Source organism: Bacteroidetes Order II. bacterium (assembly GCA_016788705.1).
Lineage (GTDB): Bacteria > Bacteroidota > Rhodothermia > Rhodothermales > UBA2364 > UBA2364.
On the sequence record JAEUSQ010000050.1, the window covers coordinates 102,513 to 120,373 of the forward strand.

At 48.7% G+C, this 17,861-nt stretch carries 12 protein-coding genes; 7 read left to right on the top strand and 5 right to left on the bottom strand.

Annotated elements, in window-relative coordinates; all coding sequences use genetic code 11:
* Positions 1–59 precede the first annotated feature (59 nt).
* Positions 60–3,212, bottom strand: a complete 3,153-nt coding sequence (locus tag JNN12_12930) for a TonB-dependent receptor (protein ID MBL7979236.1) — start codon at positions 3,210–3,212, stop codon at positions 60–62.
* Positions 3,213–3,637: 425 nt separating this feature from the next.
* Here JNN12_12930 and JNN12_12935 point away from each other — a divergent pair, with 425 nt between their 5' ends.
* Both JNN12_12935 and JNN12_12940 read left to right on the top strand, forming a co-directional pair.
* Positions 3,638–4,774, top strand: a complete 1,137-nt coding sequence (locus JNN12_12935) for a glycosyltransferase family 1 protein (protein ID MBL7979237.1) — start codon at positions 3,638–3,640, stop codon at positions 4,772–4,774.
* Complete coding sequence (locus tag JNN12_12940; protein ID MBL7979238.1) at positions 4,771–5,469, top strand: hypothetical protein; 699 nt, start codon at positions 4,771–4,773, stop codon at positions 5,467–5,469. The genes JNN12_12935 and JNN12_12940 overlap by 4 nt, the downstream gene beginning before the upstream one ends.
* Before the next feature lie 166 nt (positions 5,470–5,635).
* Here the strand turns inward: JNN12_12940 and JNN12_12945 are convergent, their stop codons facing one another.
* Together JNN12_12945 and JNN12_12950 are read right to left on the bottom strand one after the other, a co-directional pair.
* Positions 5,636–6,847: a RagB/SusD family nutrient uptake outer membrane protein gene (locus JNN12_12945; protein MBL7979239.1), complete on the bottom strand. Its 1,212-nt coding sequence runs from the start codon at positions 6,845–6,847 to the stop codon at positions 5,636–5,638.
* A gap of 41 nt (positions 6,848–6,888) precedes the next feature.
* Positions 6,889–9,834: a TonB-dependent receptor gene (locus JNN12_12950; protein ID MBL7979240.1), complete on the bottom strand. Its 2,946-nt coding sequence runs from the start codon at positions 9,832–9,834 to the stop codon at positions 6,889–6,891.
* Positions 9,835–10,398: 564 nt separating this feature from the next.
* On the opposite strand from JNN12_12950, the gene JNN12_12955 reads away from it, so the two are divergent.
* A complete protein-coding gene (locus JNN12_12955; protein MBL7979241.1) occupies positions 10,399–11,571 on the top strand; it encodes a pyridoxal phosphate-dependent aminotransferase in 1,173 nt (390 codons plus the stop codon).
* 3 nt (positions 11,572–11,574) lie between these two features.
* Here JNN12_12955 and folE read toward each other — a convergent pair whose 3' ends face one another.
* Both folE and JNN12_12965 read right to left on the bottom strand, forming a co-directional pair.
* Positions 11,575–12,228, bottom strand: coding sequence for a GTP cyclohydrolase I FolE (folE, locus tag JNN12_12960; GenBank protein MBL7979242.1), 654 nt, complete (start codon positions 12,226–12,228; stop codon positions 11,575–11,577).
* A gap of 31 nt (positions 12,229–12,259) precedes the next feature.
* Positions 12,260–12,670 (bottom strand): 6-carboxytetrahydropterin synthase, encoded by a 411-nt coding sequence (locus JNN12_12965; GenBank protein ID MBL7979243.1) that lies wholly within the window; start codon positions 12,668–12,670, stop codon positions 12,260–12,262.
* Between the two features lie 222 nt (positions 12,671–12,892).
* Here JNN12_12965 and JNN12_12970 point away from each other — a divergent pair, with 222 nt between their 5' ends.
* The 4 genes from JNN12_12970 (at position 12,893) to JNN12_12985 (ending at position 17,827) form a co-directional block, all read left to right on the top strand.
* Positions 12,893–13,237: a histidine triad nucleotide-binding protein gene (locus tag JNN12_12970; protein ID MBL7979244.1), complete on the top strand. Its 345-nt coding sequence runs from the start codon at positions 12,893–12,895 to the stop codon at positions 13,235–13,237.
* Between the two features lie 23 nt (positions 13,238–13,260).
* Positions 13,261–13,977: a hypothetical protein gene (locus JNN12_12975; GenBank protein ID MBL7979245.1), complete on the top strand. Its 717-nt coding sequence runs from the start codon at positions 13,261–13,263 to the stop codon at positions 13,975–13,977.
* 39 nt (positions 13,978–14,016) lie between these two features.
* Positions 14,017–16,509 (top strand): primosomal protein N', encoded by a 2,493-nt coding sequence (gene priA, locus JNN12_12980; protein ID MBL7979246.1) that lies wholly within the window; start codon positions 14,017–14,019, stop codon positions 16,507–16,509.
* A 112-nt stretch (positions 16,510–16,621) separates the two neighbouring features.
* Positions 16,622–17,827 carry a prolyl oligopeptidase family serine peptidase gene (locus JNN12_12985; GenBank protein ID MBL7979247.1) on the top strand — a complete coding sequence of 402 codons (1,206 nt, stop codon included), beginning with the start codon at positions 16,622–16,624 and terminating at the stop codon, positions 17,825–17,827.
* The last annotated feature ends 34 nt before the right edge of the window (positions 17,828–17,861 follow it).

Here is a 17,861-nt window from a genome sequence, read left to right on the forward strand (position 1 = left end):
AAAAAGCCGCTTCGGTGTATTCCGGAACGGCTTTTGTCGTTACTTTTTAACGTGTCAGATTAGAAAATAAACCGAATGCCCAACTGTGCTTGCCAACGCGAAAGCAGGCTAAAGTCATCGGCAAAGGTATTTTGAAGGTTGGTATCAAAGCTATAGGTAGGGTTGCCATTGGCATCTACCGACACCCCAATAGGTTGTGTATTAACAGGGATTTGGCGCACGCCCCAATTGGAATTAATCAGGTTGCCAAGGTTCAACACATCCAAGCTTACCTGAAGGGTTTTAGTTTGCCCACCCATGCTTAGGTTGAAGTCTTGCAGAAGGCGTAAGTCCACTTGGCTGTACCAAGGGGAGGTTGTCGCAAACTTGTCTGCCACTTTCCCACGATTGGTAGAGAGGTATCCATCTTGTGCGATATAGGCTTTCAGGGCCGCTTTTTGCACAGTTTGCTCGGAGGCGGTGCCGGAGAATTTCATCTGGTCAATCTGTGCATCGGTAGGAATAAAGATCAGGTCGTTCAAGCCAGAAGTATCACCGTTTAGGTCTCCAGAATATGTGTAGCTATAGCGTCCGCCTTCGGCTGCTTGCAGGAACAGGGAAACGGTGGTAGCCATTCTGCCATTGCCATAGCTAAATTTCTTAAAGGCCGCACCCACAATCCGGTGTTTATTGCCATAAAGTGAAGGGGCGAGTATGGCCTCGTTTACATTGCCGTATGCCGGATTCCGGTCGAAGGCATCCGAAGAGATTTCCGCATCAATCGAAGAGGCATCCATGGCTATGCCGTAGTTATAGCCGAGCGATGTGTAAAGGCCATTTGCCCAATTGCGTTGTAGTTGGAACGAGGCATTGAAGGTATAGCCAATGTCGGTATTGGTAAAGACATAGGCATTATTGGCGTAAGGTACTGTGCGATCGGCAGCAGTATAAATGGGGCGGTTATCCACCCCTTTCAGGGTTCCCGAAGGTTTGTTAAGGCCATAATTCCGCACCATCATCGCATGGAGGTCGCGGGTATAGATAAAGTCACCAGAGAGCGTCCAGCCTTGGCCAAATTGTTGGTCGTATCCCAAATTGGTGCGCCAAACTTGCGGGTACTTAAAGTCGGGCGAGGTTACGGTATAGAACCAGAAGTTCGGGTTGGCGATTTGGTTACCCACCCAAACGAAGGGGAAACGTCCGGTAAAGAGGCCACTCCCACCACGAACCTGTTGGGTCCGGTTGCCTTTTACGTCCCAGTTAAAACCAAAACGAGGCGAAAACAGCGGCTTTTGATCGGGTAATTGAGTGGAGTCGAACTTAATCTTGGCACCCGTTTCGGTAAAGTATTCTACACTGGGGTCATAACAGCAGTTGCGATCAATATTTTCTTGTGCTTTGGTGGCGCTATCGAAGTATAAGGGCATATCCACACGCACCCCGAACGTGACGTTCAAAGTAGGGCTTACGGCCAGTTCGTCTTGTGCATAAAGGGCAAATTGCCCCATATTGGTCTCGGCGAGTGCCCAACCGTCTTTGTCTCCCCATGCCTTTGCATTTTTGGTGGCCGCTGTATTCTTGGCCGCATTCACTGCAGTGTCTAAACCGCCTGAATTGACGAGGGTGATAAATTCTTGAACACTGTTATAACCGGGTGTAAAGGTGCCACCAAAGGCATCTAAGTTGAAGGAGTTATCAAACTCGAATTTCTCGAAGGAAGCCCCCAATGTCAGGGTATGCTTGTCTAAGTAGAGGTTGAGGTTGTCGGTAAACTGATAAACGTTTTGGTTCAATCGGTTATTAATGGAAAAAGGTTCGTGACCTGCCACAATGTAGCGAATCCCGTCTTTATTAATGTTGATGACCGGGAAAGGGGGAGAAAACGGATCCCGCGTATCTCGGAACGAGGAGAAACCAGCCTGAAGTTTGTTGCTGGCTTTGTTACCAAAGAGGGTACGCAGTTCCACGATTGCCGTGTTCAGGTTGTTGTTGATGCGGTAGCCAGCGTTTTCAAATTGTAAGGTGGTATAATCGGGGCCACGACGTCCAATAGCAGATGGGTGGGCAGGCTTGTCTTTAGAGGCTTGGAGGAATTGGTAGGTGGCTGCGAGTTTGCTCCGATCACTCAGGTTCCAGTCTAACTTCAAAATCCCTTTTTGGTTGGGGGTTTGGTGGGTATAATTCTCATACGCACCCGTATCGTAGCCAAATCGTTGTTTCAGTGCATTGGAAACGGCCATAAGATCGGAGGCCAAAACCCGTGAAACATTCTCGCCAGTGCGTCCAGAAGCCGCCGCTAAGTAGTTGGAGCCAAGATCGGACCGCCGCTCAAATTCGGCATTGGCAAAGAAAAATAATTTATTTTGAATGATCGGGCCGCCAATGGCAAAACCACCTTGAAACTGCGATTGATCACCTTTAAAGACTTCGCTACTGCCCACCTTGTTACCCGTGAGCGCTTCGTTCCGGTAAAAGCTAAATACGGTTCCGGCAAAAGAATTGGTTCCAGATTTGGTTACCGCATTTACGGCAGCACCCGTAAACCCCGCTTGCGTGACGTCGTAAGGCGCGAGTGAAACCTGAATCTGGTCTATGGCATCCAATGAAACTGGTTGCGCATCGGTCTGACCGCCGGGTGTGGCCGCGTCCAGACCAAAAGGATTATTAAAAATGGCCCCATCCAACGAGAAATTGTTGAATTGGTCGTTTCGACCGCCAAACGAATTTCCATCCGAAGCGGGTGTCAGGCGCGTATAGTCCGAGGCCGAGCGCGAGATGGTGGGCAAGGCTTGTATTTGGGCCTGGCTCACATAGGTGGCTGCTCCTGTCCGCTCTTTGTTAATGGTAGCATCGGTATTGGCCGTTATTTCCACGGTTGTGGTTTGTGCGGATTCCTCCAGCGCCACCGAAAGATTCAGTTTTTGGGCCAGCGATAGTTGGATTCCTTCCGTCCGATTGGTTTTATATCCAATAAAACTAAACTCGACCACATATGGGCCACCTATACGCAAATTCGGTAGGTTGAACCGTCCGTCTGCACGGGTTACGGTCCCAAACACGGTCCCCGAAGGTTGGTGTATGGCTTTTACAGTGGCACCAGGCAAGGCTTCGCCTTTGGCATCCGTTACTTGTCCGGATAAAGCGGCAGTGGTTACCTGTGCAAGGGCGATAGAATGGAACAGGCCAAATAACAAAAGACCCATCCCAAACATACGTCTGAGGGTATTAAACATGGAGAAATGGTTTTGGTGTTTGAGGGTTTTGACCCAATACGGGTCATTTGGTGGTTTGTATGTTCAAAATATAAATTTTAAGTTGCTAAAACGTTATTCGTATGTTACCAGCTCTTCAAAAGCTTGCGAAGCCTCTATGAATTATAAAAACGCTTTTAATTTATTTTTTGTAATCTTTAATGACTATTATATGTGGTTTTTTTAATTCATGACACTTTTACTAAAAAATGGTCAAAGCAGAAGTTCGCGGTGTATTGTGTTAGCATTAAAAGTTTGTTACCTTTTTGATTCGGGACTTTCTTGTATATGGCACTGCCCCGTCAATTAATTGGCAGGGCGTCTTTTGCCATCCAGTTGCTTATTTGAATAAAATAGCCATAATACCAATTACAAGCCCCCCGATTAGCCCCTTAACCCTTGCTACATTGAAAGTTGCCTTATTCACCGGCAATTACAACCATATTGCGGATGGCGTCTCCTTAACGCTCAATCGCTTGGTCAGCCATTTAGAATTACGTGGGCACACAGTATTGGTCTTTGGCCCGCACAGCGATCGTCCTGCAATAAAGCATACAGGGGCATATGTTCCAGTACCATCCATTCCAATGCCCGTGGGCAACCGACAAGAATACCGTGTTCCTGTTCGGATGGGTACGGATGCGGCTCGACGACTCAAGGCGTTTAAGCCGGATATTGTCCACTTGGCAACGCCCGATATGCTTGGAAAAGCGGCCATTCGCTATGCCAAACAGGCGAATACCCCCATTGTGGCTTCATATCACACCAATTTTTGCTCCTATCTGTCTTTTTATGGCCTGGGCTGGTTGGAGCCAATGATTTGGCGACACCTACGTGGTTTTTACAAATCGTGTCTTCAGTTGTACGTACCCTCACAGTCTATGGCCGATGTACTCCATGCAAACGGCATCTTGGCTGATATGCGTATTTGGGAGCATGGCGTAGAGGCCGATCGTTTTAACCCCACAAAACGCTCATTGGAATGGCGGCGAAATCTGGGCTTTGCCGATGAAGACCGGGTTGTGGCCTTTGTCAGCCGTTTGGTTACAGAAAAGGGCCTCGATGTGTTTCGAGAGGTGGTGCAGCGTCTTTCTGCCGATGGTGTTGCACACAAAACTCTGTTTGTGGGGGCAGGCCCGATGGAGCCAGGGCTACGTGCCGCACTGCCTGATGCGGTTTTTACGGGCCATCTCAAGGGAGAAGCCTTGGCGCGTGCTTTTGCCTCGGCAGAGGTCTTTCTCTTTCCAAGTGATACCGAGACCTTTGGACTGGTAACCCTCGAGGCGATGGCTTCGGGGCTTCCGGCGGTTTGTGCCGATGCTACGGGCAGTAAGGAATTGGTAGAGCCGGGTGTGACGGGCTTCTTGGCACCGCCTAAAGATGTAGATGCTTTTTATAAGGCGACCCGCACCATTCTTGAAGATGCTACACTGCGCCAAAACATGTCACAAGAAGCGGTGAAGCGTGCCCAGTTGTACGATTGGGAGACGATTATGCGCAAAATAGAGTGCTTCTATGAAGAAGCGATAAACGAATTCGCATGAGAAATGGTTCATCTCCGCGTTGGTCGGAGGTTATAACAGATTGGAAATTTATTTTGGTGATGGTCTTTGGCATCTTGCTTGCCATTGCTGCTATCGTTTTTATCCTACCTCCGTTTTTAGACGTCATCGAGGCGCGAACGGGTCGCCGCATATATGACCCCGTTCTGGCTATCATTGGTCCGGTTCATATTTCAGAATGGATTTTTGTGGCGACCTATTCGGTTAGTTTCTTGGGCGTGTTCCGCAACATCCACTCACCACACCATGTACTTTGGATTATTTTTGCCTATGCCGGGATCAATTTGTTCCGAATGATCACCATGGCCATTGTTCCTTTAGAACCGCCTGAAACAATTATGGCTTTGCGCGACCCCTTTTTGGAGGGAGGTGTCTATGCGGGTGCTCCCAAAATCAAAGACTTGTTTTTCTCTGGTCATACGGCGACGGTAGGGATGTTCATTTTTATGGAACGGGATGTTCGCTGGCGCTTGGCCTTCATTTTTGGGACAGTACTCGTGGCGCTTTTATTGCTGTGGCAACATGTACATTATACAATAGATGTATTGGCTGCGCCCTTTTTCTCGTTTTTTTGCGTCTGGGTGATCCGTCTGGTGATGGCCTTTGTATTTCCGGCTTCTCCGGTTTTTGTGCGTCAGGAGGTGGCATCCAGAATGGAGAGTAGGCCTGGTTTGTAGGTGCAGTTTCTTTGTGCATGGGTTCTCTGATACTGTTCAAATGACTGTGTAGCGAATAATCCAATGACCCCGTTCTGGTGTGGCGTGTGTAGCTACATTCCCATAAACACCAAAGGCCCCGTTACGTACACAGGGCCCTTGGAGCAGGAGGAGGAGGTTTTTTGTGTTATTTCAGATTCGGATTGGCATTGCGTTCCCGCTCTGTGATCGGCATATACTGCCACGTTGGCGTTCCTGCGGCCGTGTTGCCGAGGTGCCACTTTCCGGTACGGCGTTGGTCTATCAACCGAACACCTTGGCAGAAGAGTTCCTTCTCGCGCTCAACGAGGATGGTGTCCACCGTTGGGTTTTCCGTTAGTGCAGGAATGGTGCGACCCGTCGTCCGAACTTCGTTGACCAACAAGAGGGCAGTTGGGGCATCTCCTTCGCGGACAGCGATCTCGGCCAACATCAAGTTGTTTTCTTGCCACGTTATAAACGGGATAGAAGACTCGCGTGCGGGGAACTTCTCTTGGCGGTAATACACATAGGTGGTTCCGAGTTTGGTAAGTGGAACCCGTGCGGTCTCTCCCGTTTCGGCAGCGTAGGTGGCATAACGCGGATCGGCAACCAATTGCGCACGGCCAATACCAGCGTTGTTATACCAACCGTTTGCGGCAGTGGTGGCGTAAAGGGCCAACATTGGGTTATCGCCTTTCTTTAATCCCGCCTGTGCATGGGCTTTTGCCGTAGTGTAGTCTCCTTTCGCAAAGAGGACTTTTGCAATCACCGAGTTCACGAGCTTGGTCTCATAGGCTTTGCCTTGTACGAAGGTAAGTGCTGTTTTTAGCTTGTTTACGGCATCGTCATACATTTGATTGGAAGCAATAAACGGACCTGCATTGATCACGCCGCCACCTTGTTGGGGATTCAACCCGAAGTATGCGCCCCAAAAATAACGTGCAATAGCCCCATAAAGGTTTGCATTATAGAGGGCATCGTTTTTGGTGGCTTCAGATTTGAAGGTAATTTTCCCCACCCGCTCGGCGAGATTGTCCGAGAAGTAGAGCAATTCTCCCAAAGCCAGCATCCCGCCCGTAACCGAGTTGTTATCCAGCAATACATCGGCTTTGTTCAATTGGTCAAAGGTCGGGAAAGTGGCATTTGGCACACGGGTATCGAAGATCAGTTCGTCCGATAGCGCGCCCGACATATAGGCCAATTGGTCATAGGTGGACGAAAAACGGGCTTTTACACCAGATACCAAGAACGGGATTTGTGCCTCGGTAGTCAGGTCTTCTTCTGTAATTACGTTGATAGGCTTCTCGATGTCTTGCACCCAGTTATCGCAACCAGTAATGACAAACACAAGTCCTAACATTAAAAAGTACTTTTTCATATAGGTTTTCATATTAAAATCCAAAAGAATGTTGCCATGGCTTAGAAGCCCAAGCTAAGGGTTGCATAATACTGACGTGGGGTTTGGAGTGTCAGGAAGTCTTGTCCACGACCCAAGCTACGAGCCCCCGTTCCATTGATTTCCACGTCTGCCCCTTTGAATTTTGGATCGGTCAAGGTCCAGAGGTTGCGTCCAGCGACCGAGAGGCTTGCCCCTTTTAATACTTTATTGGCCGTTGTTTTGGTAAGCAACTGACCAATATTGTAGCTAACGCTCACCTCGCGGATTTTGAAGTAGTCTGCAGGCTGGATGTAGTTGGAAATCACACTGTGTTCCATATACACCAACTTTTCGGCGGCGGTTTTATACTCGGCAGAGCCAACAGCAAGCGCTGTGATATTGGGGATGGTGACCAAGCCCAATTGCGCCCGCAGTTCGTTATAAGCCTTGTTGTTACCATAGGTGGGATTGCTATGGAATTGCTGGGTTCCATTAAACATGCTATGACCCAATGCCCAATCGGTAAGGACATACACATTCAGACTCTTAAAGAGGTTCAGGTTTGCAGTAAAGGAACCATTGTAGAGTGGCATTGGGCGACCTACATAAACACGTTCTTGCACACCATTTGCATCTGTCTGAAACTTTGGACTAAGATACTTGCCATTTGCATCGAAGTTTGCCCCAACGACAATCGGGAGGTAGAATGCACTACGGGTAAGTCCGGCTTTGATCACGTTCCGGCTAAAGCCATCATAGATCGGTTGCGAGTCTCCGATGTCTTTTACTTCGTTGTCGTTGTAGTTCCAGATAAACGTCAGGTCCAAAACGGCATTTTGTGACTTCACGGGTGTGCCATAGATTTTGGACTCTACGCCCCAGCCATTCAGTTTACCGACATTGAACGGCACCGATGAGGCGGTCTGTCCTGTAGAAGGTGCATTGGGCTTCCCAATAATGGCGTTTGTGGCAAAGTTGTAGAATCCGGTGATTTCAAAACCAATACGGCTATTCAATAACTCGGCATCCAGACCAGCTTCCACTTCTTGTAGGCTTTCTGGCTTAATACCCGCATTCCCGATTTGTGCCAACACCCCAGCACCACCATAGCCAGAGTTTACGGCAGTCCAAAGACGGTCGTAGCCATCCAACGAACCGGGCAATACCCCTGATGCACCATAGGCCGTACGGAATTTCAAGAGGTTAAAGTGCGATGGCATGATACCGAGTCGCTCTAAGTTAATCGAAAGGCCCGCTTGCGGATAAATCGCATTCGGTGCATTGCGCCCAACCGAGCTGGCAAAGTCCATCCGTGCACCGCCATATACCAAAATGGCATCTTTAAAGGTCAATTCTTGCCGCACAAAAACGCCTGCCTCGCGACTATCACCAAAGCCCTCGTTACCGCCAATAAAATCTGCCCCTGCACCCACATTGGTCGTTAGCTCGGTGGCAAAATTTTGTTTGGTGATGAAGAAGTTAGAGGCTGTATTGGCAAAAGCCGTTAATCCGATACTAGTATTGGATCTAATCTCACTAAAAGAGGTGCTATAACGCGCCGTAGCATCATAGTTTAATAGTTGATAGCGGCGCATGGCCACGTTGCGCTCTCCTTTGGTTCTACCGGAATACCGGAAGTTTGCAGGGAACGTTTGGTCGTCGCGTTGGTCAAAGCCGTCGAAGCCCATCGTGGCCTTTAGCGAAAGTCCTTGAATGGGATTAAAGTCTAACCCAACAGACCCGATAAAGCGGTTGACTTCCGATTGGGTTTGGATGTTTTCTACGGCCAAGCTATCGGTAAAGCCCCAGTCGCGTCTTACACCTGTCGTCAAGTTAGGTCCAAACAACAAGGTATTACCCAAATAACCAAGGATGTTGTTGTCGTTTTGTGGAAGGTCTGCTTTGCTATTGGAGAAACTGGAGGAGACGCGAATCGTGAACTTATCGGAAGGATACGCTTCGAAGTTGGCGCGGAAGCTCGTCCGGTCAAGGCCATTGTTTCGGAGGATTCCTTCTTCTTTACGTTGATCAAACGAGGTGAAGTAGTTGATGGCTCCTGTACTTCCTGCGGCATTAAGCGTGTGCTGTTGGATAGGGCCTTTGATGTACAAGGCATTGTGTCCTTTATACGACATTGCCATGTCTTCGGTATATTCTTTTTGACGCTCGTTATAGCCTGTAATGCCTTTGTATTCGATTTTTAGGCCGCCAGCGCCTTGGGCTTTTTTGCCGGATTTTGTGGTAATGATTACAACACCATTTGCACCACTCGTTCCGTAGAGTGCGCCACCTGCTGGCCCCTTGAGCACTTCAATATTTTGGATGTCGTCTGGGTTTAGGGTGACAAACGTTCCCATAGACTGCCCCCCTGTTCCGAACGTAAGGCTTTGGATGTCCAAAATGCGGGCACCATCTACAATAATCAATGGCTGACCGCCGCCAAAAAGACCACCACCGGAACGAATGTCGAAGCGCAAACCGCCCGCCACATTCCCCGATGAAGAAGCCACCGTAACGCCAGAGACTTTGCCCGCCAACATTTGGTTTACATTCGAGAAAGACTTGTCCTGCGTCAGCGCGCCCACATCCACCTTGGAGGTTGCTACAGGGGCAATGGCCTTCGAGTTTGTAGCGGCCAAACCCGTTACTACCACCTCATCGAGACCTGTGGGGTCTTCTTGAAGTGAGACATTTACCACCACTTCACCGCCATTTCGCACCGTCACCGCACGTTTAAAGTTGCGGTAACCGATAAAGGTGACAGAGAGGGTATATTCACCATCTGGTACACGTGTTACCACATAACGGCCCGCGTTATCGGTGGCAGCACCAAGGCGTGTAGGTTCCAAACGGACGGTTGCACCTGGCAACGGAGCGCCAGAACTAGCATCAGTTACGTTTCCTGCTACTTTCCCACTTTGGGCCATCGCCACAAACGGTGTAAGAAGGAAAACCAAACCGATCAGTGTTTTTACAGGTCTGAGCATAGAATTTTGGTTTTGGTTGGATAAGTGAGGTCATACATAACCCACTTTCGAGCATTATAAGCCAAGTGGATTACGCAACGTCTGTAGTATACACTGCACTACCCGATCAAAAACAGCGTCCTAAGGCATCTACCTAAGCCGAAACCACCCGTAAAGGTCGGGTTGCTTCCTGCCATCCGCCCTATATGAAAGCGAGCGAAAGGTTGTTAACAGTCCGGCTAAGAGGATAAACAAAGGCCTGCGTGGATAGCGCAGTTCAGTTTTGTGGGGGTGGGATTTTTCAACAAGGCTTCGGTGGGAGATATCCGTCTTGTTGGGTTCTTGGTTAAGGTATAAAAATCATTTTTGATATACAAGGTGATAAATTGTCACCTTAGAATGTTTTTAGGTGTTTTAAGTCTTTTTATGGTAAAAAATAGAAGATTAAATTTGAATTAGAGAATGGGTTCGAGGTACAAGACAGTGGGGATTGGGTAAGGGTGGACTTCTATGGTGTGGAACACCTATATTGTAGGCGCTTAAATAAATCTCACTGCTTACAAAGACGAACCCTTTCAACTGGTCATGAAACCACTTGCCAAACGCACCGACACCTTGTTCCAAAGTGACATTCGTGCCGTTACCGCTCTTGTTAACCGTGTAAACGGCATTAATCTGGGACAGGGTATTTGCGATTTACCTACGCCGGAGCCGATTAAAAAAGGGGCAGAAGCGGCTATCGAGGAAAACCGAAGCATTTATACGTCTTATGCGGGTATTCCTGAGTTGAGGACTGCTATTACCGAAAAAGCCCGCCGTTTTAACCACATTACGGTCCCTTCCTCCAATGATGTAATGGTGAGCGTAGGTTCTACGGGAGCCTTTGTTTCCACTATGTTTGCCCTTTTCGAGCCGGGTGATGAGGCCATTCTCTTTGAGCCGTTCTATGGGTATCACCGCAATTTGCTGGCACTGACAGGCGTGGTTACCAAAACCATTGCCATGCGTGGTTTGAATTGGCAGGTGGACTTTGGCGAGGTGCGTGCGGTCCTTTCTTCCAAAACAAAGGCCATCGTGATCAATACCCCCGGAAATCCGTGCGGGAAAGTGTGGACCCGAGCAGAATTAGAGGAAATAAAGGCAATTGCCGAAGCATATGACCTGTACGTCATTACAGATGAAATTTACGAATACATGACGTATGACGGGAATGAACATGTGTCCTTTGCGTCGCTGCCTAACGCTTATGAGCGTACCATCACGCTTTCCGGTTTCTCTAAAACCTATAACATGACGGGCTGGCGGCTCGGATACGCACTTGCACCCGAACCGCTCATTGAAAAAATGGGCTTATTGAATGACTTGTTTTATATCTGTGCGCCAGCACCTTTACAATATGGCCTTGCCGAAGCCTTTATGATGCCAGATGATTACTTTACCCACATGATGGCAGACTATACCCGCAAGCGTAAACGGATGGGGGATACCTTGGAAGCGATTGGATTCGAGGTACCTTGGCCACAAGGCGCATATTATATATTGGCGAATTTTGAAGACCTTTCAAGAAAAGTGGCTGGATTTTCGGACGATAGGGCCGCTTGCGAAACACTCGTTAAACGGGCCAAAGTGGCTTCGGTACCAGGAAATTCATTCTTTCATCATCCCGAAGATGGTCATTATTATTTGCGGTTCTGTTTTGCAAAAGAATGGCCCGTCTTAGAAGAAGCCTGCGAAAACCTGCTTCGGGCTTTTGAATAATACTCATAAGCCCCTTGCGTGGGAACGAATGAGCTTCATGAATTCGGCACGGGTGGCCTCTTTCATAAATTCACCACTCACGGCACTGGTAATGGTAGAGGAGTCTTGTTTTTCCACCCCCCGAACCATCATACACATATGACGGGCTTCTAATACTACCGCCACGCCCAAAGGCTGGAGAACCTCTTGAATGGCATCGCGGATTTGAAGCGTCATGCGTTCTTGTACTTGTAGCCGCCGTGCGAAAATGTTCACGACCCGTGGAATTTTGCTCAAGCCCACAATACGGCCATTCGGGATATAGGCCACGTGTGCTTTTCCAAAAAAAGGGAGCATATGATGTTCGCACATCGAATAAAATTCGATGTTTTTCACCAAAATCATTTCGCTATAGTCTTCCTCGAATAGTGCGGAGGTAAGGATTTTGCGGGGGTCTTGGTGATACCCTTGCGTCATAAATTGCATGGCCTTGGCCACCCGCTCCGGTGTTTTTTGCAACCCCTCGCGTGTTGCATCCTCACCCAAGAGCTGCAAATTTTGCCGGATGTTCTGAGCAATCCGATCGGTTGTTTCGGCGTTATAGGTATCGCTTCTCTCGTAGCCATGGGTCGTTGGAGATACCTCAAATTCTTCGGGTTCTGGACGGAAGTCACACATATGTATCAAAAGTTGTTTCGGTGAATAAAAATCAGGCCATTTCTCCAAAATATTCGGCCATATTGCGGGGAGTCTCCCAAAGGCGGACACAATGCAAGAGATGAGGAGGCAGCACACCAGTCAACTCATTCCAAAAAGCGACCACTAGGTTTTCGGACGAAGGAATGATGCCTTGTAAAAAGTCCACATCCATATTTAGGTTACGATGATCACATTTGGTTACAATTTTTTCCTGAAGGATCCGGTTCAGTTCGCCCAGATCCATAAGATACCCTGTGTCTGGATTTGGAGGCCCAGCAAGGGTAACTTCCAATACATAGTTGTGTCCGTGCCAATTGGGGTGGTTACAATGGCCGTAGGTCTGGTGATTCCAAGCATCATCAAATGCCGCATTGTGGAGGCGGTGAGCTGCATTAAAATGTACCTGTCGCGTCACATACACGCGGGGAGTATTGGGTTTTGTTGAAGGTGGCAATTGGTTGTTTGAAAAAAGTTCGAAGGAGGTCAAGGAGCCGCATCATACTGTCCTTGTTCTGTAAATGACGCCTTCAACCTGCATGGTGGGGATAAGTTTCTGGTGATACTCTTGCTGGAAAGGCTGTATATTGCACCAAACGACCAGTGGTCTTTTGTGATCGCTCAATGGCATGACCTAATGAACAATATGGAACAAAAAACTTTATTTCAGCGCATCATGGACCGCGAAATTCCTGCGCAAGTGGTCCACGAAGACAATTGGTGTATCGCCTTTCGCGATATTGCCCCCAAAGCACCAACACACCTTCTGATTGTTCCACGGAAGCCCATCCCAAGCCTTGATGCTTTGGCGCCGGAGGATGCCCCTATCATTGGACACCTATTTGTGGTTGCCAAACAATTGGCCGCTGCCGAGGGCTTATCCAATGGATACCGAACGGTGTTTAATTGTGGCCAAGATGCCGGACAAACGGTATTCCACTTGCACTTACATTTGATGGGTGGGCGCTCTTTTGCATGGCCCCCCGGATAAACCGCTCTTTAATCATAAACCCTATGCAGAAAACTTTTGGGTATTTGGCCTTGGCTTTGGTGATGGCCATCGTCTTGTTTCGAGGCGCTTCCTCGTGTGAAAAACCGGATTTTTTAAAAGACAATCCACCCAAACGCCACCCCGACTCGGTGCGGACGAAAGTTCCGCCCCCGCGAGCACCTGTGGCTCATTTTTCGGTTTTTCGCGAAGAGTTTGAGGACAATGGCAATAAATGGAGCATCCGTGAGGAGGCAGGACGTTCGTATGCCATTGTTGATGGGCGATATCGGATGAATAACCGCGCAGACAAGACCTTTTACTGGTCTAATATCTCGGCTCCTGGCCTATCTGATAGTTTGGACTATATTGTCGAAACCAAACTCGTCAAATTATCTGGCATCAATAACAATAGTTATTCGGTTATCTGGGGCTTAGATAACACTGCGAGCCGCTTTTATGCCTTTGGTATTACCGGAGACGGCCAATACCGCGTTTCACGGTTTGAAAACCGGACATGGACGGACCTCATTGCCCTTAAGAATGCAAAAATCATTCGCAAAAAAGACAACCAAGAAAATGTCTTAACCATACAGAAAAAAGGGTTTAAACTCTATTTTCTGATTAATGGCAAACAAGTGGATACCCTGCCTGTATATCCATTGTTTGGTAATGGCATTGGTTTTGGTCTGAATTCACCGATGGAAATCGAAGTTGACTATATCCGCGTTGAACGCCTTTAGAGGTGTTATGCGGTTCATCTAACCCTGTCACGTTTCTTGATAACGGTTCAAGTTGCCCTACTCGGTTTTCCATTTTTGGAGCCATTCACGTATGCCGTTCCGGATGCACATTCGATTGTACCGGGATTGGCTGTGGTGGTGCCGTTGGGCAGTCGGCAAGTTACGGGTGTGGTTACAGTAGGTCCTGTGGAGGCAGCACCTACTACCGATCCGGCCAAAATCCGATTCATCCTTCAGGTGTTAGACGAGGTGCCCGTTTGCGATACGTCTATGCTCCAGTTGACCAAATGGGTGGCAGATTATTATGTTTGCGGCTGGGGGGAAGTCCTGCGGGCAGCACTGCCCAATGGTATCGGGCGCGTGAGTCAACTTAGGTATTATGTACGGGCAGGCAGTGAGCCGGAAGATTCAGCGATACAGCAAGCCGTTTTTGCGGAATTGAAAGCTAAACCCGGTCAGACTTTGCAGGAGTTATTGCATGTTTTGGGGCCGGAATTGCGCCCCTCGCTGATGCGTAGCATGGAACAACGCGGTATTTTAATCGCTGAACTTGTTTTAGAGGCCGCCAAAGTCCGGGTAAAAACCGAAAAACATTTGCGGTTTACCTTGGGCACACAAGCCAATTTACCGCAGATTCTGCCGATACTCAAGGGAGCGAAGCAACGGCAATTGGTCTTGGTCTTGGATGAATGGACGCGGGCCTATCGTCCAGAGCCTGCGCAAAAAACACTGCTTGCGGAGGCCAATGTGGGTGCTAGTACGGCAAAATCGCTGATAGAAGCCGGACTATTGGAGGTGGTAGAGAAGGAAGTAATCCGAACGCCTTATGGGGACGAGCCAGACAATGGCGCAGCCCATCCACCTGCTCATGTCTTGCATTCGGGACAACGTTTAGCACTCGATGCCTTAGAAGAAGCCATAGAAAATCGGGTGTTTAGCCCTTTTCTTCTGCATGGTGTTACGGGATCCGGAAAAACAGAGGTGTATATTGCGGCGCTTAAAAAAGTGTTGGCACGTCGGCAGACGGGTATGGTATTGGTTCCGGAAATCGCCCTTACCCCGCAGACGGTTCACCGCTTTCGGGAACATTTTGGCGACCGGATTGCAGTTCTACACTCGCGCATGAGCGACGGTGAACGTTATGATGCGTGGCGTTTGTTGCGCGAGGGACGTTATGACGTGGTGATTGGGCCGCGTTCGGCTGTGTTTGCGCCCCTTCGTAATATTGGGTTGATTGTGGTGGACGAGGAGCACGAATCCAGTTATAAACAGTTTGATCCTGCACCGCGATATCATGCACGCGATGTTGCGGTGTATCGTGCTTTGTTGGCGCAAGCAACGGTGGTGCTTGGCTCGGCCACGCCTTCCATCGAAAGCCATGTCAATGCCGAACAAGGCAAATATACACGGCTCTCTATGCCGGTACGTGTACCTGTAGCCGGACATGCTGCGGCCCCGCTTCCAGAAGTAGAAACGATAGACCTAACACTGGAGCAGAAAAAAAAGAGCCTTTCCGGATCCATCTCCCGCCCTTTAAAGTCGGCGATTCAACTACGCCTCTCGAAAGGAGAGCAAGTGATTTTACTCCAAAACCGTCGTGGATACGCTCCTGTATTGTCTTGTGTCACTTGCGGCTGGACTGCCTATTGCCCGTCGTGTGCCGTAACCCTAACGTTGCATAAAAACAATCATCAGCTTCGGTGCCATTATTGCGGATACCACGAGCCCGTCCCCCACCGATGCCCCAAATGCCATGCTGCATCGGTGAAAGAGGTGGGCGTAGGAACCCAAAAGGTGGAAGAAGAACTGCAAGCCTTGTTTCCCGAAGCCCGTATTCTGCGTATGGACCAGGACACAACGGGCCGAAAAGAAGCCCACGAAAAACTGCTTTCGGCATTTGGCCGTGGGGAGGCTGATATTTTATTGGGTACCCAGATGGTCGCAAAAGGGTTAGACTTCCCGCGGGTTACCCTTGTTGGGGTGGTGAATGCCGATACTGGTTTGTTGTTTCCGGATTTTCGGGCGGCCGAGCAGACCTTTCAATTGCTGGCACAAGTGGCCGGACGTGCCGGAAGGGGCCATTTACGGGGGGAAGTGATCTTCCAAACCCGAAACCCGCGACATCCCGCCATCTTTTATGCGGAACGCCACGACTTTCACAACTTTATCGCTTCTGAATTGCCCGCCCGAAGTACTCTGCACTATCCGCCTTACGGGAGATTGGTGGCGGTGGAATTTGGTGGGCCAGATGAGGAACGTACCCAAAAACTCGCCGAGGATTGGACCTCTCTCCTCCGTGAGATCATAACGGAAAAAGCACTTTCCGGAAAACGGTTTGAGGTGAATGGGCCTATGCCACCCATGATTCCCAAAATAAAACGCATCTTTCGGTTTCATACCTTGCTCAAGGTCTCTAAACGCATCCCCGTAATCACCTTACAGCAGCTCCTTCGGGAAGCCCAGATGCGCTATGGAAATCCGCCGAAAAACTATCGGGTGGCCATAGATGTGGATCCCATTGGGTTGTTGTGAGAAGTGTACACTTTCTCTTGGGCATAAGCGTATAAGCGTGGTGCGGTAATGCAGGATTAGTTGTATATTGCCTATTCTTTTTCCTTCTATTACCTCAATCCAATCTATCAAGATGTTGCGTATTTTTCCTTTGTTACGTGGAATACTGACTGTATTCCTGCTTTATCAGGCTGGTTGCGACCTTTTAAGCCCGGAAGACGAATCCGGGCGTGGAAGCATCGTTTCTTCATCACTCGTTTGGAGCAAAACCAAAGAGGATTTAACGAATACCTATAACGAGCAGCTACCGATCCAATTGGGTACTTTTGGGGTAGATACCTATAAGGTGGTGTATAATACGGTGGACGCAGAAGGCAAACCCACCATCGCCTCCGGTTTGGTCCAGTTCCCTACCAATACAGGTTCTCTCAAAAATTACCCAATGTTAGTGGAGTTTAACGGAACCATTACCCACGATGATCAGGCCCCAACACGCTCATCGTTTTACCCAATTCTAACCTCGATGTACGCCACATCCGGTTACATTGTGGTCGTGCCCGATCATTTGGGTTTTGGAGATAATCCACAAACCCTTCACCCCTATGTTCATGCCGGAACAACCGTTACGGTCTCGGTGGATTTGATGCGAGCCGCTCGTAAATTGGCTTCCGAGAAGGGGTTTAAGTGGAATAAGAAAGTCTTTATCACGGGCTACTCGCAAGGCGGATACTCTGCATTGGCCCTGCATCGGGGGTTGGACGATGAATATAGCAGTGAGTTTCCAGTTTCGGCCTCTGCGCCGATGGCAGGCCCTTATAGCCTTGCCGGAGCAATGGCAGACATGATCTTGGCCGAAAAGCCACACCCTAATCCATTTTATTTGCCTTACCTCTTGTTGGCATACAATGATATCTATAAGTTTGGCCCAACCGATGCGGATTATCTGAACGCCCCTTATAGTACCACACTCCGGCCTTTATATAATCGGAAACATTTTGGCGGCGAAATAAATCAATCCTTGCCTGCCATTCCGTTACAAGTCTTGAAGACCGAATTTTTAAATGACTTTAAAACCAACCCGAACAATGGCTTGCGCAAGGCTTTAAAGGAAAACGAGCGTTACGATTGGAAACCCAAAGCACCGATTCATTTTTACCACTGTTCCGGAGATGCAGACGTACCACAAGCGAATAGTAAAATCGCGTATGACAAATTGAAAGCCAACGGAGCAACCGTTACGCTGACCGATCCTGCACCGGGTGAAGATCATGGCGGCTGTTTTATTCAGGCGTTTTTTGCCTCTAAAGGCTGGATTGCTGAACAAAACATAAATAAATAAGCTTTTAATAAATAACAATCTACATCCGGTTACT

What these genes read in the sequence shown, in the direction of transcription:
- JNN12_12930 (MBL7979236.1), bottom strand. Translation starts at nt 3,212, where the DNA reads ATGTTTAATACCCTCAGACGTATGTTTGGGATGGGTCTTTTGTTATTT.
- JNN12_12940 (MBL7979238.1), top strand. Translation starts at nt 4,771, where the DNA reads ATGAGAAATGGTTCATCTCCGCGTTGGTCGGAGGTTATAACAGATTGG.
- JNN12_12945 (MBL7979239.1), bottom strand. Translation starts at nt 6,847, where the DNA reads ATGAAAAAGTACTTTTTAATGTTAGGACTTGTGTTTGTCATTACTGGT.
- JNN12_12950 (MBL7979240.1), bottom strand. Translation starts at nt 9,834, where the DNA reads ATGCTCAGACCTGTAAAAACACTGATCGGTTTGGTTTTCCTTCTTACA.
- JNN12_12955 (MBL7979241.1), top strand. Translation starts at nt 10,399, where the DNA reads ATGAAACCACTTGCCAAACGCACCGACACCTTGTTCCAAAGTGACATT.
- folE (MBL7979242.1), bottom strand. Translation starts at nt 12,228, where the DNA reads ATGTGTGACTTCCGTCCAGAACCCGAAGAATTTGAGGTATCTCCAACG.
- JNN12_12970 (MBL7979244.1), top strand. Translation starts at nt 12,893, where the DNA reads ATGGAACAAAAAACTTTATTTCAGCGCATCATGGACCGCGAAATTCCT.
- JNN12_12975 (MBL7979245.1), top strand. Translation starts at nt 13,261, where the DNA reads ATGCAGAAAACTTTTGGGTATTTGGCCTTGGCTTTGGTGATGGCCATC.
- JNN12_12985 (MBL7979247.1), top strand. Translation starts at nt 16,622, where the DNA reads ATGTTGCGTATTTTTCCTTTGTTACGTGGAATACTGACTGTATTCCTG.